Source organism: Kitasatospora sp. cg17-2 (assembly GCF_054031055.1).
Window position 1 is genome coordinate 7,838,693 of sequence record NZ_CM132923.1, and the last position, 21,380, is coordinate 7,860,072.

Below are 21,380 nucleotides of genomic sequence, written 5' to 3' on the forward strand. Positions count from 1 at the left end.
CGCCGTTACTGCCCCACCCGGGTGTCCCACACACACCGGGTGTGACATCGGGACGGATACATGGTGCTGGGGGAGATCCCGACGACCCGCGTGTCCGCGCGACTGCAGCAGTCGCCCGGACACCTCATCCGCGTTGCACAGCAGGTCCACACTCGACTGTGGTCCGAACATGTCGGGGCCGATCTCACGGCCCCGCAGTTCGCGGTCCTGTTGGTTCTCGCCCTCGAACCGGGCGCCGACCAGAGGACCGTCGGGGAGCGTGCCTCGCTCGACAAGGCCACTATGGCCGAGATGGTCGCCCGGCTGGTCCGGCGCGGCCTGGTGCTTCGGCGCCGAGACCCGGCCGACGGCCGGCGCAAGCTGCTCGCTCTCTCGCAGAGCGGCGCCCAGGCTGTCCGCGAGGCCACCGGCGGAGTGGTCCGTGTGCAGCGCACGCTCTTCGAGCCGCTCACCTCGGAGGAGCAGCTGGAGATTGTCCGTGTCATGGCCAAGATAGCCAGACTGGAGCCGGCCCAGGTCGCCGTCCTGACGGACGCGCGACCGATGCTGGACGCCCAGAGGGCGATCGGCTACCTGATCAGGGTGAGCCAGCAGGTGCACACCAAGCTCTGGTCGGAGCACGTCGGTTCGGAGCTGACGGCGCCGCAGTACGCGGTGCTGGACGCGCTCGAACTGGAGCCGGGCGCCGACCAGCGCACGGTGGGCGAGCTCGCCTCGCTGGACAAGGCCACGATGGCGGAGATGGTCAGCCGGCTGGTCCGGCGCGGCCTGGTCCAGCGTCGCCGCGACCCCTCGGACGGGCGGCGCAACCTGCTGTCGCTCTCGCCGGCGGGTCAGGACCTGCTGCACCGCTCCTCCGCGGGCGTGGCGCAGGTCCAGCGGTTGCTGCTGGCTCCGCTGGAGGAGCACGAGCACGAGGCGGCGCTCGCGCTGATCGCCAAGGCGGCGCGGCTGTAGGCGGAAGCCTCGGCCGTCCGGCAAAACGATTCGCCATCCGGTCGCTCCGCGGTCGTCCGTCGCTCACCCGTCGGTCGGCCGTCCTCGACCGTGGGCCGTCGGCCCCGGACCGGTGACGGTCCGCGGGTCAACACGGCGAAGGCCGCCCTCCCCGATGCGGGAGGGCGGCCTTCGCCGTTGACGGGCGCGGGGCGGGCGGTGCCGCCCGTCCGGTCAGTTCCAGTCGAAGCCCTGCGGGTCCGGGCCGATCCGGGTGCCGGTGGCGACACCGGCGATCGCGGCGAGGTCCTCGGCGTCCAGCTCGAAGCCGGCGACGTCGAGGTTCTCCTTGATCCGCGAGGGGGTGACCGACTTCGGGATCGCGATGATGCCGCTCTGCAGGTGCCAGCGGAGCACCACCTGGGCGACGGTGCGGCCGTGCTTCTCGGCGATCCGGACCAGGGCCGGCTCGCCGAGGAGGTCCTTGCCCTGGCCGAGCGGGCTCCACGCCTCGGTGGCGATGCCGTGCTCGGCGTGGAAGGCGCGCAGCTCCTCCTGCGGGAAGTACGGGTGCAGCTCGACCTGGTTCAGCACCGGGACGAGCGAGGACTCCTCGGCCAGCCGGGTGAGCTGCTCGGTGCCGAAGTTGGAGACTCCGACCGAGCGGACCCGGCCGTCGGCGCGCAGCTGCTCCAGGGCCTTCCACACATTGGCGTAGCTGCCGTGCATCGGGCGCGGCCAGTGGATCAGGTAGAGGTCGAGGTACTCCAGGCCGAGCCGCTCCAGGGAGGCGTCGAACTCGCGCAGCACCGCGTCGCGGCCGTGCTCGCCGGACCAGTCGCGGGTGCCGGAGTTCCACAGCTTGGTGGTGATGTAGAGGTCCTCGCGGGCGATGCCGCCGGCCAGCGCCTCGCCGACGGCCTTGCCGGTGCCGGTCTCGTTCTCGTAGATCGCGGCGGTGTCGATGGAGCGGTAGCCCGCCTCGATCGCGGCGCGGACGGCGGCGGTGGCCTCCGCGTCCGGCACCTGCCAGACCCCGAAGCCGAGCTGGGGGATGAGGTTGCCGTCGTTGAGCTCGAGGCTCGGGATGTTGCTCACGGAAGGAGTGCCCTCTCCTGGTCGTCCACGGTTCCTAGGGGGCAACCGGTGCGGGCGACGGATTTGTTCCCCGCTTCCGGAGAAATTTTCCGACGCGCGCTACCGGCGCTTGCAGCAGCCTACGGGGTGGGCCCGGCGGGCGGAAAACCTGTTGCGCAGATCACATTCGGGTTGGCAGTCTCGCTGCCATGACCTCCTGACCGACCCACGGCCGTGACCCTACCGGCCTCCCCCCTCGCCCTCCGCCCGCGCCGCCTCCAACGGAGCGTCATGCTGCTCAAAACCCTCCCGCTGGCCGACCCCGGCCGTCCGGAACTCTCCTCCCCGCTCGGATTCCTGCGCTGGCTCCAGCGCGGCCAGCGGCGCGGTCAGGTGCTCGCCACCTGCTGGTCGCTGCTGGAGATGGGCTGCCAGGCGGCCCTGCCGCTGCCGGTCGGCCTCGGCGTCCAGGCCGTCGTCGACGGGGACTCCGGCGCCCTGTGGCGGGCCGGCGCGCTCGCCCTGGCGCTGGCGGCGGTCTCCGCGGTCGGCACCGTCCTGCTGCACCGCCAGGCGGTCTGGAACTGGATCCACGCCGCCTGCCAGGTCCGGCAGCTGGTCGCCCGTCAGGCCTCCCACCTCGGCTCCGGGCTGTCCCGGCGGATCGCCACCGGCGAGATCGTCGCGGTCGGCAGCGGGGACGTCGAGAAGATCGGCTGGTACGTCGAGCTCGTCGCCCGGCTGCGCGGGGCGATCGTGGTCTGGCTGGGGGTGAGTGCCGCGGTGCTGGCCACCGAGCCGGTGCTGGGGCTGGCCGTGCTGCTCGGCGTGCCGGTGCTCGCCGCCTCGGTCTGGCCGCTGCTGGGGCCGTTCGAGCGCCGCTACACGGAGCAGCGCGCGCTCGGCGGCAAGGCGACCGAGCTGGCCGCCGACACGGTGGCCGGCCTCCGGGTGCTGCGCGGCATCGGCGGCGAGGAGCTCTTCCTCGACCGCTACCGGGCGGCCTCCCAGAAGGTCCGGGCGGCCGCCGTCCGCTCGGCCCGGATCTGGTCCCTGATGCAGGCCCAGCAGGTGCTGCTGCCCGGGCTGTTCGTGGTCGGGATCACCTGGTACGGCGCCCGGCAGGCGGCCGAGGGGCGGATCTCGATCGGCACCCTGGTCGCGGTCTACGGCGCCACGGCCTTCCTGGCCGCGCCGCTGCGGATCCTCGGCGAGGCGGCGCACGCCTGGAGCGTCGCCAGGGTCTCGGCCGGGCGGGCGGTCCGGGTGCTCTCGCTCACCCGGACCGACGGCGACGGCGCCGGTGCGAACGCTCTCGCCGAGCCGGCCCGCTCCGACCTGTACGACCCGGTCACCGGGCTGACCGCCCGGGCCGGGGAGCTGACCGCGGTGGTCTGCGGCGACCCGGACTTCGCCGGGGCGCTGGCCGAGCGGCTCGGCGGGCACGTCCCGGTCGCCGAGGGCGGGCAGGCGGAGCCCTCGGTCCGGCTCGGCGGCGTCGAGCTCGACACCGTGCCGCTGGCCGAGGCGCGGGCCGCGGTGCTGGTGCACGACAAGGAGCCGGTGCTGCTCTCCGGCACCCTGGCGGCGCTGTTCGACATCCCCGCCTCCGGCCGGGTCGACCCCGCCGAGGCGCTCGCCGCCGCCCGCGCGGAGGACGTGCTCGACGCCCTGGTGGACGGCTCGGCGGGCCTGACCGGCCGCGGCGAGGCGATGCGGGCGGAGATCACCGAGCGGGGCCGCTCGCTCTCCGGCGGCCAGCGCCAGCGGCTGGCGCTGGCCCGGGCCCTGCTGGCCGACCCGCCGGTCCTGGTGCTGGACGAGCCGACCAGCGCGGTCGACGCGCACACCGAGTCCCGGATCGCCGCCGGGCTGCGGAAGAACCGCGAGGGGCGCACCACGGTGGTCCTCGCGACCAGCCCGCTGCTGCTCGACCGGGCGGACCGGGTGGTGCTGGTCCGGGACGGCCGGGTGGCCGCGAGCGGCTCGCACCGCGAGCTGATGCGCGGCGAGCCGGCCTACCGGGCGGTGGTGACCCGCGAGGAGGAGCCGGCGCGGGTCGGGCCGGGCGCCGGGGTACCGGCGCCGGTGGGGGAGCGGTCATGAGGCGCCGCCCGTCCGGGCCGGCCGGGGCCGCCCGCCCCGCCGCCGCGTCCCGGTGGAACCGTCCGATCCCGTCCGAGCCGAGGAGTGACGCATGAAGCCCCCCGTCCAGCAGGAGCAGGGGCCGGCCACCACGCTGCCGGTCGGCTCCCCGGCCGCCGTGCGCGGCTACCTCCGGGTGCTGGCCCGGCGCCACCGCGGGGCGTTCTCGGCGGTGGTCGGGCTGCACACGGTGGCCACCGTGGCCGGGCTGGTCGGGCCGTGGGTGCTCGGCACGCTGGTCGAGTCGCTGGCCACCGGCACCGCCGGGTCCACCATCACGGTGGCCGTGGCCTGGTACCTGCTCGCGCTGGCGGTGCAGTCCGCGTTCACCTGGTGGTCGCGGCTGCGCGGCGCCGTGCTCGGCGAGCGGGTGCTGGCCGACCTCCGGGAGGACTTCCTGGTCCGCTCGGTGGCGCTGCCGACCGGTGTGCTGGAGCGGGCCGGCACGGGCGACCTGGTCTCCCGCGGCACCACCGACATCGACCGGCTGGACAAGTCGGTGCGCGAGGCGGTGCCGGAGCTGGCGGTGGCGATCGTCTCGCTGCTGCTGGTCCTCGGCGCGCTGGTGGTCACCTCGCCGCTGCTCGCGCTGACCTCGCTGCTCGGCCTGCCGCTGCTGCTGGCCTCCTCGCGCTGGTACTTCCGGCGCGCCCCGCAGTCCTACCGGAACGAGTCCGCCGGGTACGCGGCGGTCAACTCCGTGCTGGCCGAGACGGTGGACGCGGGCCGGACGGTGGAGTCGCTGCGGCTGGGCGAGCAGCGGGTCCGGCTGACCGACCGCAAGCTGGCGGAGTGGATCGCCTGGGAGCGGTACACCCTCTGGTTGCGCTCGGCGTGGTTCCCGACCATCGACGCGGTGTACACCCTGGCGGTGCTCGGTCCGCTGGTGCTCGGCGGGCTGTTCGCGCTGCGGGGCTGGATCTCCGTGGGCCAGCTGACCACCGGGGTGCTGTACGCGCAGGCGCTGGTGGCCCCGGTCGACCTGATCCTGCGGTGGTACGACGAGCTGCAGATCGGGCAGGCCTCGCTGGCCCGGCTGGTCGGTGTGCACGAGGTGCCGGTGGCGGAGAACGACGACGAGGTCCGGCCGAGCGGGCGGCGGGTCGAGGCGCGGGACGTGCGCTTCGGCTACCGGGAGGGCGCCGATGTGCTGCACGGCATCAGCCTGGACGTCGCCCCGGGCAGCCGGGTGGCCCTGGTCGGGCCGTCCGGGGCCGGGAAGTCCACCCTGGGCCGGCTGCTGGCCGGGATCTACGCCCCGGGCCGGGGCAGTGTGACCCTCGGCGGGGCGGCGCTGTCCCGGATGCCGGCCGAGCGGGTGCGCTCCGAGGTGGCGCTGGTCAACCAGGAGCACCACGTGTTCGTCGGGACGCTCCGGGACAACCTGCTGCTGGCCGCGCCCGGGGCGGACGACGCCGAGCTGCGCGGGGCGCTGGACGCGGTGGACGCCGGGGAGTGGGTGGACGCGCTGTCGGCCGGTCTGGACACCGAGGTCGGCTCCGGCGGCGCCGCGCTGACGCCGCCGCAGGCCCAGCAGCTGGCACTGGCCAGGCTGGTGCTGGCGGATCCGCACACCCTGGTGCTGGACGAGGCCACCTCGCTGCTGGACCCGCGGGCCGCCCGGCACCTGGAGCGTTCGCTCTCCCGGGTGCTGGAGGGCCGTACGGTGATCGCCATCGCGCACCGGCTGCACACCGCGCACGACGCGGACGTGATCGCGGTGGTCGAGGACGGGCGGATCAGCGAGTACGGCAGTCACCCGGAGCTGGTGGCGGCCGGTGGTCCGTACGCGGCGCTGTGGCGCTCCTGGCGGGACGAGGGGTGAGCCCGTCCTGATGACGGGTCATGACGGACCATGACGGGTCATGACGGAGTGTGACGGGAGGTGGCCCGGCGCGGGGAGGGGTTGCCCCGTGCGGGTTACTCCCGGGCGCGTGGCGGGGCAAACCCGCCCATTCGCCCGCAGACTGCACGGGTGACCAAGATTTCGGACGGCGCCTCCGGCACCAAGCGCAGTGAGATCGGTGGGATTCCCACCCGGTACATCGGGATCGGCGTCATCGTCGTCCTCGCGGTGTGGTTCCTGTTCGCCAACCTCGACAAGGTGCAGATCCAGTTCTGGGTCTTCACCGTGACCGCTCCGCTCTGGATCGCCCTGCTGGGCACCCTGATCGCCGGCGCGGCCCTCGGCTGGCTGCTGAAGGGGCGGCGCGGACGGTGAGCACCGCCGAGCCACCGCCCGGGCCCGGACCGGTTCCCGGTTCCGGGCCCGGCGGCTTCGCCCCGCTGATCGAGATGCGCGGGGTCAACAAGCACTTCGGCGCGCTGCACGTGCTCCAGGACATCGAGCTGACGATCGGTCGCGGCGAGGTCGTGGTGGTGATCGGGCCGTCCGGCTCCGGGAAGTCCACGCTCTGCCGGGCCGTCAACCGGCTGGAGCCGATCGAGTCCGGCACCATCCTGATCGACGGTCGACCGCTGCCCGAGGAGGGCAAGGGGCTGGCCCGGCTGCGGGCCGAGGTCGGGATGGTGTTCCAGTCCTTCAACCTGTTCGCGCACCGGACCGTGCTGCAGAACGTCTCGCTGGCGCAGATCAAGGTGCGCGGGCGGGCCAGGGGCGAGGCGGACGCCAAGTCCCGGGCGCTGCTGGAGCGGGTCGGACTGGCCGACCAGGCGGACAAGTACCCGGCCCAGCTGTCCGGGGGCCAGCAGCAGCGGGTGGCGATCGCCCGGGCGCTGGCGATGGACCCGAAGGCGCTGCTCTTCGACGAGCCGACCTCGGCCCTGGACCCCGAGATGATCAACGAGGTGCTGGACGTGATGCGCCTGCTGGCGCACGAGGGCATGACCATGGTCGTGGTGACCCACGAGATGGGCTTCGCCCGCTCCGCCGCCAACCGGGTGGTCTTCATGGCGGACGGCCGGATCGTCGAGGACCGCGCGCCGGACGAGTTCTTCGACGCACCGGAGAGCGAGCGCGCCCGGGACTTCCTCTCCAAGATCCTGAAGCACTGAGGCCCGGCCCGTGAAGAAGACCGTCACCCTGCTGGCCGCGGCCCTGCTGCTGGCCGGCTGCGGCAAGCCCGGCACCCCGCCGCCCAAGGGGCCGCAGCCCAGCGCGCTGCCCAGCTACCAGGTGGCGACCGGGAGCCCGGTCAGCGGCTCCCCGACCCTGGACGGCGCCCGGGCCCGGGGGCACCTGGTGGTCGGCGCCAAGGAGGACCAGCCCTACCTCGGCCAGAAGAACCCGGCCACCGGCCAGTACTCCGGCTTCGACATCGAGATCGCCAAGATGGTCGGCGCCGACCTGGGCTTCGGCCCGGACCGGATCGAGTTCCGCACCATCGCCTCGGCCAACCGCGAGACCGCGCTGCAGAACGGCCAGGTCGACTACTACGTCGGCACCTACACCATCAACGACAACCGCAAGAAGCTGGTCGGCTTCGCCGGGCCGTACTACCTGGCCGGGCAGTCGCTGCTGGTGCGCAAGAACAACAAGGACATCAACGGGCCGCAGGACCTGGACGGCAAGAAGGTCTGCTCGGCGGCCGGCTCGACCCCGTACCAGCGGATCCAGAAGCAGTACCCGAAGGCGGAGCTGATCGGCTACGACACCTACTCGGCCTGCGTGGACAACCTGATCACCTCCCAGGTGGACGCCGTCACCACGGACAACACCATCCTGATGGGCTACGCGGCCAAGGTGCCGGACGAGCTCAAGGTGGTCGGCCCGCTGTTCTCCCAGGAGCCGTACGGGATCGGCACGCCCAAGAACGACACCGTGCTGCGCGGCGCGCTGAACGACGCGCTGGCGCACCACGAGGAGAACGGCGACTGGAAGAAGGCGTACGACGCGACCCTCGGCCTGTCCGGGATCCCCGCGCCCACGCCGCCGCCGATCGACCGGTACTGAGGGAGGGGCCGGCTGTGAAAACGCTGACCGACAACTGGTCGACCTACTGGGAGGGCTTCCTCGGGACCCTCTCGCTGTTCGTGGTGAGCGCGGTGCTGGCCCTGGTGCTCGGGGTGCTGATCGCGAGCTTCCGGGTCTCGCCGGTGAAGCCGCTGCGGGTGTTCGGCACCACCTGGGTGACGCTGCTGCGCAACACCCCGCTCACCCTGCTGTTCTTCATCGTGGTGCTGGGCCTGCCGCGCTTCGACATCACCCTGCCGTTCTTCACCTTCGCGGTGCTGGCGCTCGGCTGCTACACCTCGGCCTTCGTCTGCGAGGCGATGCGCGCGGGCGTGAACACCGTGCCGGTCGGCCAGGGCGAGGCGGCGCGCAGCCTGGGCATGACCTTCGGCCAGACGATGGGGCTGGTGGTGCTGCCGCAGGCGTACCGGTCGGTGGTGGCCCCGATCGGCAGCGTGATGATCGCGCTGGCGAAGAACACCGCGATCGCGGGCTCGTTCAGCGTCACCGAACTGCTCGGCACCTACCGGACCATCAACGAGCTGGGCTACAGCATCGTCTGGACCTTCGTCTGGATCGCCGTCGGCTACCTGATCATCACCCTGGCCGTCAGCCTCGTGTTCAACCTGCTGGAACGACGAGTGGCGGTGGCGCGATGACGGTGGAATCCTCGGCGCTCTACGACATCCCGGGCCCGAAGGCGCTCGCCCGGCACCGGCTGTACGGCGGGATCGCGCTGCTGGCGATCGCCGCGCTGCTCGGCTGGATCGTCTACATGCTCTTCCACACCCAGCAGTTCACCGAGTCCAAGTGGATGGCCTTCGAGTACAAGGGCGTCCAGGAGCTGCTGCTGCGCGGGCTCGGCAACACCCTCAAGGCCTTCGGCTGGACGGTGCTGTTCGCGCTGCCGTTCGGTGCGCTGTTCGCCGCCGGGCGGCTCTCCGACCACCGGCCGGTGCGGATGCTGTCCACGCTGGTGGTGGAGTTCTTCCGGGCCATGCCGCTGCTGGTGATGATCTTCTTCATCTTCGTCGCGCTCAAGGTCGCCCCGCTCTGGGCGCTGGTGGCGGGACTGGTGCTCTACAACGGCTCGGTGCTGGCCGAGGTGTTCCGGGCCGGGGTGCTGGCGGTGCCCAAGGGGCAGAAGGAGGCGGCCTTCGCGCTCGGCATGCGCAAGACCCAGGTCATGGCGTACGTGCTGGTACCGCAGGCCAACCGGGCGATGCTGCCGGCCATCATCAGCCAGCTGGTGGTGGCGCTCAAGGACACCTCGCTGGGCTTCCTGATCACCTACGAGGAGTTCCTGCACGCGGGCAAGCTGATCGCCACCAACCTGGACTACGACCTGCCGTTCATCCCGGTGGTGATGGTGATCGCGCCGATCTACATCGGGATGTGCCTGTTGCTGTCCTGGTTCGCGCGATGGGTCGAGCGGCAGGGCCGGCGCCGGCCGAGCATGCGGGGCGGGGCGCCGGTGGCCAGTGCCGAGGTGGCGATGGGGCTGCCGCCGACCGCGCAGCGGTGATCCCGCGGCCCGGTCGCCGGGGGTGCGAGGGGCGTCCGTTCCCGGAGTGAACCATAGGTACGAACGGGGGTCGGCTCGATACCTCCAAACTCTGCTTATGATTGCCGGGCAGTGGCACGGCGTCCGGGCGGAGGCACAGTGGAGCCGGTATTCGACTCGCGGCACATCCGGACCTTCCACGAGGTCGTCCGGGCCGGCTCCTACTCGGCGGCGGCCCGCGAACTCGGCTACACCCAGCCCGCCATCACCCAGCAGATGAAGGCCCTCGAACGCAGCGTCGGCCTGCCGCTGTTCACCCGGGCCGGGCGCGGGCTGCGGCTCACCGAGGCGGGCGAGGCGCTCTCCCGGCACGCCGAGCAGATCCTCGGCAGCCTCTCCGCCGCCCAGCAGCAGCTGGCCGCGCTGGCCCGGCTGCGCGCCGGACGCGTCCGGGTCTGCGCCTTCCCGAGCGCCAACGCCACCCTGATACCCGAGACCATGGCCCGGCTGCTCGCCGAGCACCCGGGCGTCCGGGTCGAACTGCTGGAGGCCGAGCCGCCCGACTCCGTGCAGCGGCTGCTGCGCGGCGAGTGCGACATCGCGCTGGCCTTCCGTTATCCCGGCGCGCCGGCCGAGGTGCCGCCGGAGCTGGACGAGATCCCGCTGATGGAGGACCTGCTGACGGTGCTGCTGCCGGTCGGCCACCCGCTCGGCCGCCGGCACGCCGTCCGGCTCGCCGACCTCGACGGCGAGCGGTGGATCGCCGGCTGCCCGCGCTGCCGGGCCAACCTGCTGCACGTCTGCGCGGAGGAGGGCTTCGCGCCCGACATCGTGTTCTCCACCGACGACAACCTCGCGGTTCAGAGCCTGGTCGCCGCCGGGGTCGGGATCGCGCTGATGCCCGCGCTGGTGCTCTCCTTCATGTGCCACCGCAAGGTCACCGGCCGGGCCGTGGAGCCGCACCTGCGGCGGCAGGTCAGCGCGTACGTGCTCCGCGAGCACCGGCGGATCCCCGCCACCGCGCTGGTGCTCGACCAGCTGCGGCAGGCCGCGGCCGCCCGCGTCGGGTGCTGATCCGGGCGGTCGGGCGTCGAACCCGGGTCGGCCGAGCCCGCGCCGACCGGTACCGCGCCGATCGGGCCGGGGTCGGTCACTCCCGAGCTGATCGATAAGCAATGGTTGGGGGAGGGCGAAAGAACCCTCCTTGGACGTGATAGGTCGCGCGGGGCGACGCTACCGCCATGACAACGTCAGCCACGGTCGGCAGCGGCCGGCTCACCGAGCGTATGAGCGCCCTCGTCGGCGAGATCCGCGCCGTGGTGGACCGCGGCCTGCCGCCGGAACTCACCGCCTACCTGGTCGGGGAACGCCTCGCCCCGCACCTCGGCGACAGCGAGCTGCTCACCGCCGAGCAGCGCGAGGGCGACCCGGACCGCTACCGCCAGCACGTCCTGCACGCCGAGGAGGACGGCTCCTTCTCGGTCGTCGCGCTGGTCTGGCTGCCCGGCCAGCGGACCCCGATCCACGACCACGTCTCCTGGTGCGTGGCCGGCGTCCACCAGGGCCAGGAGAGCGAGACCCGCTACCGGCTGGTGTCCGACGGACGCACCGCCCACCTGGTGGAGACCGAGCACGTGGTCGGCCCGGCCGGCACCGTCGCCGCGTTCGCCCCGCCCGGCGACATCCACCTCGTCCGCAACGCGTGCGGCTCCACCGCCATCTCCGTCCATGTCTACGGCGCCGACGTCGCCAAGCTCGGCACCAGCATCCGGCGCGTCTACCGGCTGCCCGCCGGCGAACAGCGGTGAGCCCCGTATGGCCCTGATCCTCCGGGACCGCCGGGTCCGGCCGGTCCGCACCCGCATCCTGCCCCCGCTCGGCGGCGACGCCCCCGGCCTGCTGCTCGCGGTGCTCGGCGTGGCCGCCGCGATCGCCGTCCACCAGGCCGTCCCCGCCGTGCCCAAGCTCACCGCGGCCGTCGTGCTCGGCATCGCCGCCGCCCACCTGCCCGGGCTGCGACCGGTGGTGCGCGGCGTCGCCCGGCCCGGGCTCTCGACGGCCGGCAAGCGGCTGATGCGGATCGGCATCGTGCTGCTCGGCCTCAAACTGAGCCTCGACGACGTGCTCGGCCTCGGCTGGGCCACCGTCGCCATGGTGCTCACCGTGGTCGGGGCCACCTTCGCCGGCACGCTCTGGCTCGGGAAGCGGCTCGGACTGCCCGGCGACCAGCCGCTGCTGGTCGCCACCGGCTACTCGATCTGCGGCGCCTCGGCGATCGGCGCGGTCAGCCAGGCCGCCGGCAGCGAGGAGGAGGACGTCGCCGCCTCCGTCGCCCTGGTCACCCTCTGCGGGACCCTGGCGATCGCCGTCCTGCCGCTGCTCCAGCAGCCCCTCGGCCTCGACCCCAGCGGCTTCGGGCGCTGGGTCGGCGCCAGCGTCCACGACGTCGGGCAGGTGGTCGCCACCGCGCAGACCGGCGGCGCGGGAGCGCTGCGCGAAGCCGTGCTGGTCAAACTGATGCGGGTGGTCCTGCTGGCACCGCTGGTCGCCGGGGTCGCGGTGGCCGTCCGGCGCTCGCACCGGCGGGCCGGCACCGCGCCGACCGCCGGCAAGCGGCCGCCGCTGCTGCCGCTGTTCGTCGCCGGGTTCCTGGCCATGATCGTGCTGCGCACCACCGGGGTACTGCCCGAGCGGGCCCTGACACTCGCCGGGGACACCCAGGAGCTGCTGCTCGCGGCCGCCCTGTTCGGGCTCGGCAGCGCTGTCCACCTGCCGACCATGGTGCGCACCGGCGGCCGGATCGCCCTGCTCGGGCTCGGCTCCTGGCTGGTGGTGGCGGGGGTGTCGTACGCCGGAGTGCTGATCACCACGTAAATCGGGCGCCCGCCGGGGCCGGCTGGGTTATCGTCGGGCGGGTGGTCCGGCCCTCGGAGGCCGACCCGCGTGTCCGTGCCCCCGACTCCGCGGAGGAACCCGCCGCATGTACAGCGCACTGCCCGAACGGGACGGCACCGCCGCCGTCGTCACGCTGGACCGGCGCGAGGGTCCGTTCGGGGAAGTGGCGCTGCGCCGTCGCGGGCGGGACTACGAGATCATCGCCAACGGCTGCTTCCTGATGGACACCGCCGACGGGCGCTCCGAGCGGCTGCTGATCGCGGTGGCGCTGGAGGAGCTCGACCGGACCGCGCCGGTGACGCGGCCGTCCGTGCTGATCGGCGGGCTCGGGGTGGGGTTCTCGCTGGCGCACGCGGCGGCCGAACCGCGCTGGGGCCGGATCGCGGTGGTGGAGCGCGAGAGCGCCATCATCGACTGGCACCGCGACGGTCCGCTGGCCGCGTTCTCGGCCGGGGCGCTGGAGGACGAGCGGGTCGAGGTGCTGCACACCGACCTGCTGGAGTACCTGGCCGGGGCCGACGGCGCCCGTTACGACGCGCTGTGCCTGGACATCGACAACGGGCCGGACTGGACCGTCACCGACGGCAACGCCGGGCTGTACGGCGCGGACGGACTGGCGGTGCTGCGCCACCGGCTGGAGCCGGGCGGGGTGCTGGCGGTCTGGAGCGCCCGGCCGTCGACGGCCTTCGAGGAGGAGCTGCGGGCGGCCGGCTTCTCCGACGTGGTCACCCACGAGATCGAGGTCGCTCGGGGTGTGCCCGATGCCGTGCACCTGGCCCGCCGCGCACGGTGAGCGGGCCCGCCCCGCTCGCCGCTCCTCCGCACTTTGCAAAGTCCGCACTTTGCAAAGTGCATGAGTCGGGGCGGAGCGAGGGTGGGCCAGGTGCCCGACGTCGGGCACCTGGCCACCGCATGCGCTGAGCGGGGCTCGACCGCCCGCCGCTCTCCCGCACTTTGCAAAGTCTGGACTTTGCAAAGTGCGGGAGGTGGTCCGTCGGGTGCGGGCCGGGGCGTGACGGACGGGGCTACTTGAGGCCGTTGTCCACCGCGGCCATCAGCTCGCCGTTCGGGGTGTCACCGTCGAAGGCCCAGATCATCGCGCCGGCCAGCCCCTGGGACTTGATCCAGGCGGTCTTGCGGGCGATCTCGGTCGGGTCGTCGTAGGAGTAGAACACCGAGCCGTTGTAGATGTAGGCGTACCCGGCGACCGGGTCCCGGTAGATGGTGTAACCACCGCCGGTGGCCATCTGCTTGAGCTTCTTGTAGTCCTCGAAGCCGGCCTCGTAGGTGCCCGGGCCGGGGCCCGTCGCGGTCTGGAAGAGGCCGTTGGTGGTGCCGCGCGGGACGCCGGTCCAGCCTCGGCCGTAGAACGGGATGCCCAGCGTGAGCTTGCTCTTCGGGGCGCCGCCGGTGACGTACGCGCCGATCGCGACCTCGGAGCTGAACTGCCGGGCCGGCGGGTTCGGGTCGCCCGCCGCGACCTTGATCGCGGACTGCTGGTTGGTGACCATCTCCCAGCCGCCGTGGTAGTCGTAGCCCTGGATGGTGGCGAAGTCGAAGGCGCCGAACAGGCCGGGGATGTCGATGCCGGCGGTGACCTTCGCCGGGTCGGCCGGGAGGAAGGCGCTCAGCGTGTAGTGCTTGCCGGTGGTGGCGCCGAGGGCGTCCAGCTGGCGGCGGAACTCCTGGGCCAGCAGGGTGTAGTTGGCCTTGTCGGCGGGCCGGAAGATGTTCCCGGTGTGCCCGTCGGAGTTCGGCCACTCCCAGTCGAGGTCGATGCCCTCGAAGATGCCCGCCGCGCTGCCCGCGCCGCCGCGGCCGTCGATCACCGGCAGGTTGCCCTTGATGTACATGTCGATGCAGGAGCTGACCAGCGCCTTGCGGGAGGCGTCGGTGGCCGCCGCGTCGGAGAACCACTTGCTGTACGACCAACCGCCCAGCGAGATCTGGATCTTGAGGTTGGGGTACTTGGCCTTGAGCTGCTTGAGCTGGTTGAAGTTGCCGGCCAGCTTCTGGTCCCAGGTGTCGGTGGTCCCGGCCACCGAGTTGCCCGCGTCCCAGCCCTTGCCGAAGTCGGCCCAGGCGTCACCGGCGCCGTCGCCCGCGTTCGGGTCGTTGTCCGGCCCGGCCGCCTTGTTGGTGATGAAGCACTGCTTGGTGCTCGGGTGGATGTTGGCGAAGGCGTAGTTGAGCGTGGTGAGCTTGCCGGCCGAGCCCGAGGTGTCGAGCTGCTTCACGCTGTAGCCGCGGGCGTAGATGCTCCACTGGGTGAAGTAGCCGATCTTCATCGCGGCCGGGTTGCTGCCGCCGGGCTTGGTCTTCCCGGTCACTGGGCCGGAGGCGGGCGAGACGTTGCCGGCCGCGTCGCGGGCCTTGACGGTGAAGGTGTACGAGGTGTCCGGCGCCAGGCTGCCGACGGTCGCGGCGGGGGACGTCACGGTCACGGCCAGCGCGGTGCCGTTGTACACGTCGTAGGCGGTGACGCCGACGTTGTCGGTGCTCGGGGCCCAGCTCAGCGAGACGGAGTTGGCGTCCGAGCCGGTCACGGCGGGGGTGCCCGGCGTGCTGGGCGCCTCGTGGTCCTCGACCGGGGCACTGGTGGTGGCGCTCACCGGTCCGGCCGCCGCGGAGCGGTTGCCCGCCGCGTCGAAGGCCTGGACGGTGAACTGGTAGGCGGTGCCCGCGGTCAGGCCCTGCACGGTGACACCGGTGGTGGCGCCGTCGGCGGTGGCCACCTTGGTGCTGCCCTGGAAGACGTCGTAGCCGGTGACGGCCACGTTGTCGGTGCTGGCGGTCCAGGACAGGTCGACCGAGGTCTGGGTGACGGTGCCGGTCCTGAGGTTGCCGGGGACGGTCGGCGCGGTCTGGTCGCCGCCGCTGCCGTCGCACGGCTGGCCGTTGATCTTGCAGTTCTTCAGCGGCTGGTAGCTGCCGGAGTAGGCGATGTTGAAGCCGACGTTGTAGGTGCCGCCGACCGGCAGGGTCGCGGCCCAGCCGGGGTTCTTCACCGTGACGTGGGAGGCCGAGGTGGTGTAGCTGGCGTTCCAGAGGCCGGCCACGGTGTTGCCGGTCGGGAGGTCGAACTCCAGGGTCCAGCCGTTGACCGGGGCGCTGGAGCCGTTGGTGACGGTGTAGCTGCCCTCGTAGCCGGTGCTCCAGTCGCTGCCCTTGGCGAAGGCCGCGGTGAGGGACCCGGCGGCGGCCTCGGCGGCCGAGGCCGCGGCGCGCTCGGCCGCGGCGCTGGCCATGGTGGCGGGGAGAGCGGCGGCGAGGACCGGGACGAGCAGGGTCCCGGCCGCCAGTAGCGGCAGGCTGATCCGACGTCTGCGCATGGATGTGGCTCCTGTCCTGGGGTCCCGGGGCAGGCCCGGACGCCCCGTTACCCGTGGGGAGGTGTCAGGTGCGTGGAGCTGTGTGTGCTCCGGGCCATGGGGGCGGCGCGGAACCGGTCCTCGGGCCGTCGGGGTGCCACGGAGGATCCTGTGCCGAGGGTAGGGAGCGGACCGGCAACTGGCAATAGGTCTGTACCAGTTGGTGGTCGTGGGCATGACGGACGGCGCGCGCGGCCGCCCGGCCCGCCGCTGGTGGGGCGGGTTCGGGCGGCCGCGCGCGGGGCGGGCCGGAGGTGCCGACGGCCGGGGCGCGGACGGTCGGGGTCGGTCGGCCGGGGCGCGGCGCGGACTCAGCCGAAGGGGTCGCGCTCCGGCGCCGGGACGCTCGGCGGGGCGGTCGGCGGCGGCGGGACGGACTGCGGGCCGGGCACGGTGGTGCCGAACGGGTCGGCGGCCCGCTCGGCGGCGGTCACCGTACCGAAGGGGTCGGCGGCGGCGGGCCGGGGCGCGTCGGCCGGCGGTGCGGTGGGGGGCGCGGCGGCGGGGGTGCCGAGGATGCCGAAGGGGTCGAAGTCCGGGGGCGGCACCGTGACGGGTGTGCCCTTGAGGGGCGCCGGGGTCTCGGCGGGGCTCTCGGTGGCGGGTGCGGCGGCGGGGGTGCCGAGGATGCCGAAGGGGTCGAAGTCCGGCGGGGGCACCATGACGGGCGTGCCCTTGGGTGCGGTGGCCGCGGCGGGCGCGTCCTCGGGGATCAGGATCGGCTGCGCCGGGGTCGGGTCGGCGACCGGGGCGAAGGGGTTGAAGTCGGCCGGGGGGACGCGGACCGGGGTGCCGCGCAGGTGCACCGGGAGTTCGGTGGCGGCGTCCTCGGTGACGGGAGGCGCCGTCGGGGCCGCCGGGGCCGAGGGGGCCGCGGGGGGCAGCGGGGGCGCCGCGACGGGGGCCGGGGGTGCGGCCGGGGGTGCGGCGGGCGCCGGTTCGGCGGCCGGGACGAGGAGCACGGTGGCGGCCGGCGGAACGGCGGCCACCGGGGCGGCCGGAGCGGCCGGAGCGGCGGGGACGCCGTCCCAGCCGAACTGCACGGACTTCAGCAGCTCGGCGAAGACGTCCGTGTACAGCTCCCAGTCCTGCGGCTGGGCGGTGGTCAGCTGGACGCAGAGCACCGAGGCGCCGTCCGGCAGCGGGACGAACGCCTCGACCACCGAGGTGACCGCCCAGCGCCGCACCCCGTCGGCGGCCAGCGGACCCGGGACGGGCACGCTGCGGCCCTCGACCAGCACGGCCGCCGGTCCGGCGGGCAGCAGCACCGTCCACACCTCGGCGTGCCGTCGCACGGTGGCGAGTTCGGTGGCCAGGCCGGTGATCGGCAGCGGGTGGCGGGCCAGCGAGACGACCAGCGTCGCGTCGGCCGCCCTGCCGTCCACCTGGACCGCCGCGACGCCCGCGTAGACGGCGCCGGAGGAGGTGACGACATCGGCCAGGGCGGCGGCGATCAGCGCGAACTCGCGGCGGTCGGCCGGGGCGGTGCCGCTGAACAGCTCCTCGGCGGTCTCGGCCAGGTGGGCCGTCAGCTCGGCGGCGGCCGCGCCGGTGGCCGGGGCGATCCCGCGGCCGGCCGGGATGCCGTCGACGACGCCGGTGGACACGGTCCGGGCGGAGACCCCGGGCGGGCCGCCGGGCGCCGTGAGGGCGTGGAAGCCGGGCGGGACGACCAGCCGGACCTCGGCGCCCGCGCCGGTCGGCAGCTCGACCGGCTGCCGGGTCTGCTGCCCGGCCGCGAGGGCGGCCAGCGGCGCGGCGAACGCGGGGCGGAGCTTGGGGTCGGCGGGCTCGCCGGTCACCGGGAGGTCGAAGTGCCCGGCGGTGAGGGCCTCCGGGGAGCCGCCCGCCGCGCCCCGGACCGGGCCGGTCGCGCCGTAGCGGGCCAGCAGTCCGCCGATCGCCAGCGGGGCGAGCGCGGCGCCGGTGCCGGGGCGGGTGGTGCCGGCGGTGACCACGGTGCCGAGCCGTCCGACGGCGGTGTGCACCGGCCCGTTGGGCGCCAGCGGCAGCTGGAACAGGGCTTCGGCGGCCGGGTGCGCGATGGTCCGCAACCGCGTCAGCACGGCTGCGGGGTGGCGCGAGGCGCGGGCGTCGAAGAGCGCGTCGGTGAGGCTGCCGAGCGTCGCGGAGACCCGCTCCGCCGCCGCGAAGGGAGTCGCCTCCGCGCTGAACTGGCCGTCCTGGGTCAACTGTTGAGCCCCCCGCTCTGCTCGCTGTGCGTTCGCTGGTGCGGATCCCGGCCCGAGGGTGCCCGGTGGGCCGTCGGATCCGTGCACATTCCTATCAGAGGCCACCGATACGGCAGAACCGGCCGTCGGCGGCGCGGCCCGTGCTCAGAGCCGTTCCCGGGGCTCCTCCGGGGCCGGTGGGACGGCCAGCACGGCGAGGGTGTCGGCCAGGCCGGGGACGGCCAGCAGGCCCGCGAGGTCGCGGACCAGCTTGCCGGTCGGGCCGTCCGGCCGCTCCCCGGCGAAGAAGCCGGCCAGCTCGGCGGCGAGCGCGGGCTCCCGGGCGGCGGTCAGGGTGAGCGAGGCGACGAACTCCTGCACCAGGTGCAGCTGCAGATCCTCCAGCGGCACCGAGCGGTCGGCCAGCCACTCCAGCGAGGTGATCTCGGCGTTGGCGATCCAGGCCCGGACGGTCAGCCGCAGCCCGGGGCTGGGCGAGGGCAGCGCCAGGTGGCCGAGGATCTGCTCGTGCGCGGCCCTCCGGACCTCGTCGATCACCGCCGAGGTGTTGGTGCTGGCGGTCACCGAGCCGCCGCGCAGCAGCGCGGCGAAGCCGGGGCCGTGGCTCTGCACGAAGTCCAGGTAGCGGCCCATCACCCGGTGCAGCCGCTCGGACAGCGGGCCGTCGGCCGGCTCCTCGAACCGGGCGGCCAGCTCCCGGCCGGCCCGCCGCAGCGACTCCTCGTAGATCGCCTGCTTGCCCGGGAAGTAGTGGTAGACCAGCGGCCGGGAGGCGCCCGCGGCGGCGGCGATGTCGTCGATCGACACCTCCTCCGGCGGGCGGTGGCTGAACAGCTCCAGCGCGACGGCGATCAGCTGCTCGCGCCGCTCGTCGACGCTCAGCCGCCGGCGCGGCCGTCCGGCCTTGTCCGGCCCGACCGCCTTGCCCGCCTTGCCCGGCCCGACCGCCTTGTCCGGCCCGACGGCCTTGCCTGCCTGGCCCGCCTCGTCGGCTCCGCCCGCCTCGCCCGTCGGTTCCGGTGTGCCGGGCCGCGCGGACCGCCCGGTGCGCTCCGGACGGTCGCCGCGCGCGGGCGCGGAGGAGGGGGCAGACGGCGTGCGGGATGCCATGCGCGCCACCCTATCGGCCCGGGTCGGGCCAGGTCCGGCCCGGTCAGGCCCGGTGGTGCTCCAGGTAGCGGCGGTACGCCTCGCGCCCGTCCGGGACGAACTCGTCCCGGGCCAGGCGTTCGGCCAGCTCGGCCGGGGTCAGCCAGGCGTGCCAGGCCACCTCGGACTCCTGCGGGTCCACCGGACCGTCCCACTCGGCCTCGTGCACATCGGACCACCAGGCGAGGCCGTCGCCCCGGAAGACGAAGCGGAACAGCGGGCGCGGGACGATCCCGGTCACGCCCAGCTCCTCCTCGGCCTCCCGGACGGCGGCCTCCTCGTACGTCTCGCCGGCGCCCACCACGCCGCCGACGAACATGTCGTGGGCGCCCGGGGCGAACAGCTTGGTGTCGGTCCGCCGGTGGACGAAGATCCGCCCGGCCGGGTCGCGGACCAGGACGAAGACGCACCGGTGCAGCAGCCCCCGCCGGTACACCTCCCCGCGGGTCTCGGTCCCGATCACCCGGTCGTGCTCGTCGACGACGTCCAGCAGCTCTTCGGCAGGATTGGTCATGACCGACAGGTTAGGGTTTCCGGGCGATTCACGGACACACGAACGATGGACGTACGAACGACCGACGAGGACGGGGACGACGCGCGGTGGTGGAGATCTGGGGCGAGACGGCCGGGGGCTTCGAGCCGGTGCGGGAGGCCTTCGCCCGCAACTTCCGGGACCACGGCGAGCTCGGCGCGGCGTTCGCGCTGTACGTGCGGGGCCGGAAGGTGGTCGACCTGTGGGGCGGCGACGCCCGGCCGGAGGTCGGCGGCCGGCCCGCGCCGGCGGTGCCGTGGACGGCCGACACCGCGCAGGTGCTGCGCTCGGTCACCAAGGGCCTGACGGCGACCACCGCGCTGCTGCTCGCCGAGCGCGGGTTGCTCGACCTGGACGCCCCGGTCGCCTCCTACTGGCCGGAGTTCGCGGCGGCCGGCAAGGGCGGGGTGCCGGTGCGCTGGCTGCTGTCGCACCAGGCGGGCGTGCCCGCGCTGGACGTGCCGCTGCGGCTGGAGGACGTGCTCACCTGGGAGCGGGCGGCGGCCGCGGTGGCCGCCCAGCGGCCCGCGTGGGAGCCGGGGACGGCGCACGGCTACCACCCCTACACCTTCGGCTGGCTGGTCGGCGAGGTGGTGCGCCGGGTCTCCGGACGGACCGTCGGCCAGTACTTCGCCGAGGAGATCGCCCGGCCGCTCGGCCTGGACCTGTGGATCGGGCTGCCGTCCGGCGCCGCGCCCAGGGTCGGCCGGCTGGTCGACCTGCCCGCGCCACCGTCGGCCAGGACCGGCCCGAGCGGCCTGCGGCTGCGGCCCAAGCAGTCGGTCCGGGACGCCTACCAGGACCCCTCCTCGCTGACCGCGCGGGCCTTCGCCTCGGTGCGCCCCGGGGTGGACCTCAACGACCCGGCGGTGCAGGCCGCCGAGATCCCCGGTGCGGGCGGGATCGGCACCGCGCGTTCGGTGGCCCGGTTCTACGCGGCGCTGATCGGCGCGGCGGACCGGTACGGCGGTGGCGGCGGGACGCTGCCGCCGCTGCTGGGCCCGGAGGTGCTGGCCCGCGCGGTCGGGCCGGTGGTGAGCGGCCCGGACCGGGTGCTGATCGTCAACTCGACCTTCGGGCTGGGGTTCTTCCGGCACAGCCCGACCGCGCTGATGGCCTCGCCGGCCAGCTTCGGGCACCCCGGCCGGGGCGGTTCGCTGGGCTTCGCCGATCCCGGGCTCGGGATCGGCTTCGGCTACGTCACCAACGGCATGCAGCCCGGGGTCACCGGGGACGTCCGCTCCCGCGCGCTGATCCGGGCGGTGCGGGAGTCGCTCGGGGCGGTCTGACCCGCCCCGGCCGTCCCCGGTGACGGGGCTCCGGGGGTCAGGCCTGGCCGGTCTCGAAGCGGTCGATCCGGCCGTGCTCGACGGTGAAGCGCCAGGCGGTGCGCATCTCGCCCCAGGTCTCGTTGCGGAAGTCGGCGACCAGCGCCCGGCCGCCGTCGGACTCGGAGCGGACCTCCATGTGGCCGCGCACGGTGAAGATCTCCCGGTCGATCCAGTCCTGGAGGTCGCGGTCGGAGCCGTCGTCGGACATCGTGGCGCCGGGGGTCAGCAGGTCCACGAAGGCCTGCCGGTCGCCCGCGTTGATCGCGGTGACGGCGGCGCGCACGGTCGGGTCGGTCAGTTTGGCGGTGGCGATGGCCATCCGGTCTCCCAGGAGT

At 74.1% G+C, this 21,380-nt stretch carries 19 protein-coding genes; 13 read left to right on the forward strand and 6 right to left on the reverse strand.

Translation table 11 applies throughout. The annotated features are described in order from the left end of the window. Positions 1 to 60 precede the first annotated feature (60 nt). Positions 61 to 957 (forward strand): MarR family winged helix-turn-helix transcriptional regulator, encoded by an 897-nt coding sequence (locus ACW14Y_RS33045; protein ID WP_051742929.1) that lies wholly within the window; start codon positions 61 to 63, stop codon positions 955 to 957. A gap of 213 nt (positions 958 to 1,170) precedes the next feature. Here the strand turns inward: ACW14Y_RS33045 and ACW14Y_RS33050 are convergent, their stop codons facing one another. Then, positions 1,171 to 2,034, reverse strand: coding sequence for an aldo/keto reductase (locus ACW14Y_RS33050; protein ID WP_456984535.1), 864 nt, complete (start codon positions 2,032 to 2,034; stop codon positions 1,171 to 1,173). A gap of 270 nt (positions 2,035 to 2,304) precedes the next feature. On the opposite strand from ACW14Y_RS33050, the gene ACW14Y_RS33055 reads away from it, so the two are divergent. The 11 genes from ACW14Y_RS33055 (at position 2,305) to ACW14Y_RS33105 (ending at position 13,263) form a co-directional block, all read left to right on the forward strand. Next, the gene (locus tag ACW14Y_RS33055) at positions 2,305 to 4,119 is read left to right on the forward strand and encodes an ABC transporter transmembrane domain-containing protein (protein WP_456984537.1); all 1,815 of its coding nucleotides are present in this window, start codon (positions 2,305 to 2,307) and stop codon (positions 4,117 to 4,119) included. A 91-nt stretch (positions 4,120 to 4,210) separates the two neighbouring features. Then, positions 4,211 to 5,983, forward strand: a complete 1,773-nt coding sequence (locus ACW14Y_RS33060) for an ABC transporter ATP-binding protein (protein ID WP_380393828.1) — start codon at positions 4,211 to 4,213, stop codon at positions 5,981 to 5,983. Between the two features lie 150 nt (positions 5,984 to 6,133). Beyond that, the gene (locus ACW14Y_RS33065; RefSeq protein WP_030392187.1) at positions 6,134 to 6,379 is read left to right on the forward strand and encodes a lipopolysaccharide assembly protein LapA domain-containing protein; all 246 of its coding nucleotides are present in this window, start codon (positions 6,134 to 6,136) and stop codon (positions 6,377 to 6,379) included. Positions 6,380 to 6,453: 74 nt separating this feature from the next. Beyond that, positions 6,454 to 7,173, forward strand: a complete 720-nt coding sequence (locus tag ACW14Y_RS33070) for an amino acid ABC transporter ATP-binding protein (protein WP_323182252.1) — start codon at positions 6,454 to 6,456, stop codon at positions 7,171 to 7,173. 10 nt (positions 7,174 to 7,183) lie between these two features. Continuing rightward, complete coding sequence (locus ACW14Y_RS33075; RefSeq protein WP_380307950.1) at positions 7,184 to 8,071, forward strand: glutamate ABC transporter substrate-binding protein; 888 nt, start codon at positions 7,184 to 7,186, stop codon at positions 8,069 to 8,071. 14 nt (positions 8,072 to 8,085) lie between these two features. Further along, positions 8,086 to 8,730 (forward strand): amino acid ABC transporter permease, encoded by a 645-nt coding sequence (locus ACW14Y_RS33080; RefSeq protein ID WP_266273330.1) that lies wholly within the window; start codon positions 8,086 to 8,088, stop codon positions 8,728 to 8,730. After that, positions 8,727 to 9,596 carry an amino acid ABC transporter permease gene (locus ACW14Y_RS33085; protein ID WP_380307947.1) on the forward strand — a complete coding sequence of 290 codons (870 nt, stop codon included), beginning with the start codon at positions 8,727 to 8,729 and terminating at the stop codon, positions 9,594 to 9,596. Before ACW14Y_RS33080 ends, ACW14Y_RS33085 begins: the two co-directional genes overlap by 4 nt. 138 nt (positions 9,597 to 9,734) lie before the next feature. Next, entirely contained in the window at positions 9,735 to 10,649 is a 915-nt protein-coding gene (locus ACW14Y_RS33090) for a LysR family transcriptional regulator (RefSeq protein ID WP_045943776.1), read from the forward strand. Positions 10,650 to 10,816: 167 nt separating this feature from the next. Further along, a complete protein-coding gene (locus ACW14Y_RS33095) occupies positions 10,817 to 11,383 on the forward strand; it encodes a cysteine dioxygenase family protein (RefSeq protein ID WP_030392193.1) in 567 nt (188 codons plus the stop codon). Positions 11,384 to 11,390: 7 nt separating this feature from the next. Then, positions 11,391 to 12,449 (forward strand): YeiH family protein, encoded by a 1,059-nt coding sequence (locus tag ACW14Y_RS33100; protein WP_456984540.1) that lies wholly within the window; start codon positions 11,391 to 11,393, stop codon positions 12,447 to 12,449. Positions 12,450 to 12,555: 106 nt separating this feature from the next. Continuing rightward, positions 12,556 to 13,263: a spermidine synthase gene (locus tag ACW14Y_RS33105; protein WP_456984541.1), complete on the forward strand. Its 708-nt coding sequence runs from the start codon at positions 12,556 to 12,558 to the stop codon at positions 13,261 to 13,263. 232 nt (positions 13,264 to 13,495) lie between these two features. Here ACW14Y_RS33105 and ACW14Y_RS33110 read toward each other — a convergent pair whose 3' ends face one another. The 4 genes from ACW14Y_RS33110 to ACW14Y_RS33125 all read right to left on the reverse strand — a co-directional run bounded on the left by ACW14Y_RS33110 (position 13,496) and on the right by ACW14Y_RS33125 (position 19,696). Next, entirely contained in the window at positions 13,496 to 15,802 is a 2,307-nt protein-coding gene (locus ACW14Y_RS33110) for a glycosyl hydrolase family 18 protein (RefSeq protein WP_456984542.1), read from the reverse strand. A 350-nt stretch (positions 15,803 to 16,152) separates the two neighbouring features. Further along, the gene (locus tag ACW14Y_RS33115; protein ID WP_456984543.1) at positions 16,153 to 18,033 is read right to left on the reverse strand and encodes a hypothetical protein; all 1,881 of its coding nucleotides are present in this window, start codon (positions 18,031 to 18,033) and stop codon (positions 16,153 to 16,155) included. A 144-nt stretch (positions 18,034 to 18,177) separates the two neighbouring features. Next, positions 18,178 to 18,915 (reverse strand): TetR/AcrR family transcriptional regulator, encoded by a 738-nt coding sequence (locus tag ACW14Y_RS33120; protein WP_380390523.1) that lies wholly within the window; start codon positions 18,913 to 18,915, stop codon positions 18,178 to 18,180. 271 nt (positions 18,916 to 19,186) lie between these two features. Beyond that, positions 19,187 to 19,696: an NUDIX hydrolase gene (locus ACW14Y_RS33125; protein ID WP_266273324.1), complete on the reverse strand. Its 510-nt coding sequence runs from the start codon at positions 19,694 to 19,696 to the stop codon at positions 19,187 to 19,189. A gap of 86 nt (positions 19,697 to 19,782) precedes the next feature. Between ACW14Y_RS33125 and ACW14Y_RS33130 the strand changes: the two genes are divergently transcribed. Then, positions 19,783 to 21,003 (forward strand): serine hydrolase domain-containing protein, encoded by a 1,221-nt coding sequence (locus ACW14Y_RS33130; RefSeq protein WP_380306161.1) that lies wholly within the window; start codon positions 19,783 to 19,785, stop codon positions 21,001 to 21,003. A 37-nt stretch (positions 21,004 to 21,040) separates the two neighbouring features. On the opposite strand, the gene ACW14Y_RS33135 is transcribed toward ACW14Y_RS33130, so the two are convergent. Further along, positions 21,041 to 21,364, reverse strand: coding sequence for a nuclear transport factor 2 family protein (locus ACW14Y_RS33135; protein WP_380306163.1), 324 nt, complete (start codon positions 21,362 to 21,364; stop codon positions 21,041 to 21,043). Positions 21,365 to 21,380: the final 16 nt, after the last annotated feature.

Bases quoted from the DNA above. Each gene is read 5' to 3' on its own strand.
- ACW14Y_RS33045 (WP_051742929.1), top strand. From the start codon at position 61: ATGGTGCTGGGGGAGATCCCGACGACCCGCGTGTCCGCGCGACTGCAG.
- ACW14Y_RS33060 (WP_380393828.1), top strand. From the start codon at position 4,211: ATGAAGCCCCCCGTCCAGCAGGAGCAGGGGCCGGCCACCACGCTGCCG.
- ACW14Y_RS33100 (WP_456984540.1), top strand. From the start codon at position 11,391: ATGGCCCTGATCCTCCGGGACCGCCGGGTCCGGCCGGTCCGCACCCGC.
- ACW14Y_RS33125 (WP_266273324.1), bottom strand. From the start codon at position 19,696: ATGACCAATCCTGCCGAAGAGCTGCTGGACGTCGTCGACGAGCACGAC.
- ACW14Y_RS33055 (WP_456984537.1), top strand. From the start codon at position 2,305: ATGCTGCTCAAAACCCTCCCGCTGGCCGACCCCGGCCGTCCGGAACTC.
- ACW14Y_RS33085 (WP_380307947.1), top strand. From the start codon at position 8,727: ATGACGGTGGAATCCTCGGCGCTCTACGACATCCCGGGCCCGAAGGCG.
- ACW14Y_RS33135 (WP_380306163.1), bottom strand. From the start codon at position 21,364: ATGGCCATCGCCACCGCCAAACTGACCGACCCGACCGTGCGCGCCGCC.
- ACW14Y_RS33110 (WP_456984542.1), bottom strand. From the start codon at position 15,802: ATGCGCAGACGTCGGATCAGCCTGCCGCTACTGGCGGCCGGGACCCTG.
- ACW14Y_RS33070 (WP_323182252.1), top strand. From the start codon at position 6,454: ATGCGCGGGGTCAACAAGCACTTCGGCGCGCTGCACGTGCTCCAGGAC.
- ACW14Y_RS33095 (WP_030392193.1), top strand. From the start codon at position 10,817: ATGACAACGTCAGCCACGGTCGGCAGCGGCCGGCTCACCGAGCGTATG.
- ACW14Y_RS33105 (WP_456984541.1), top strand. From the start codon at position 12,556: ATGTACAGCGCACTGCCCGAACGGGACGGCACCGCCGCCGTCGTCACG.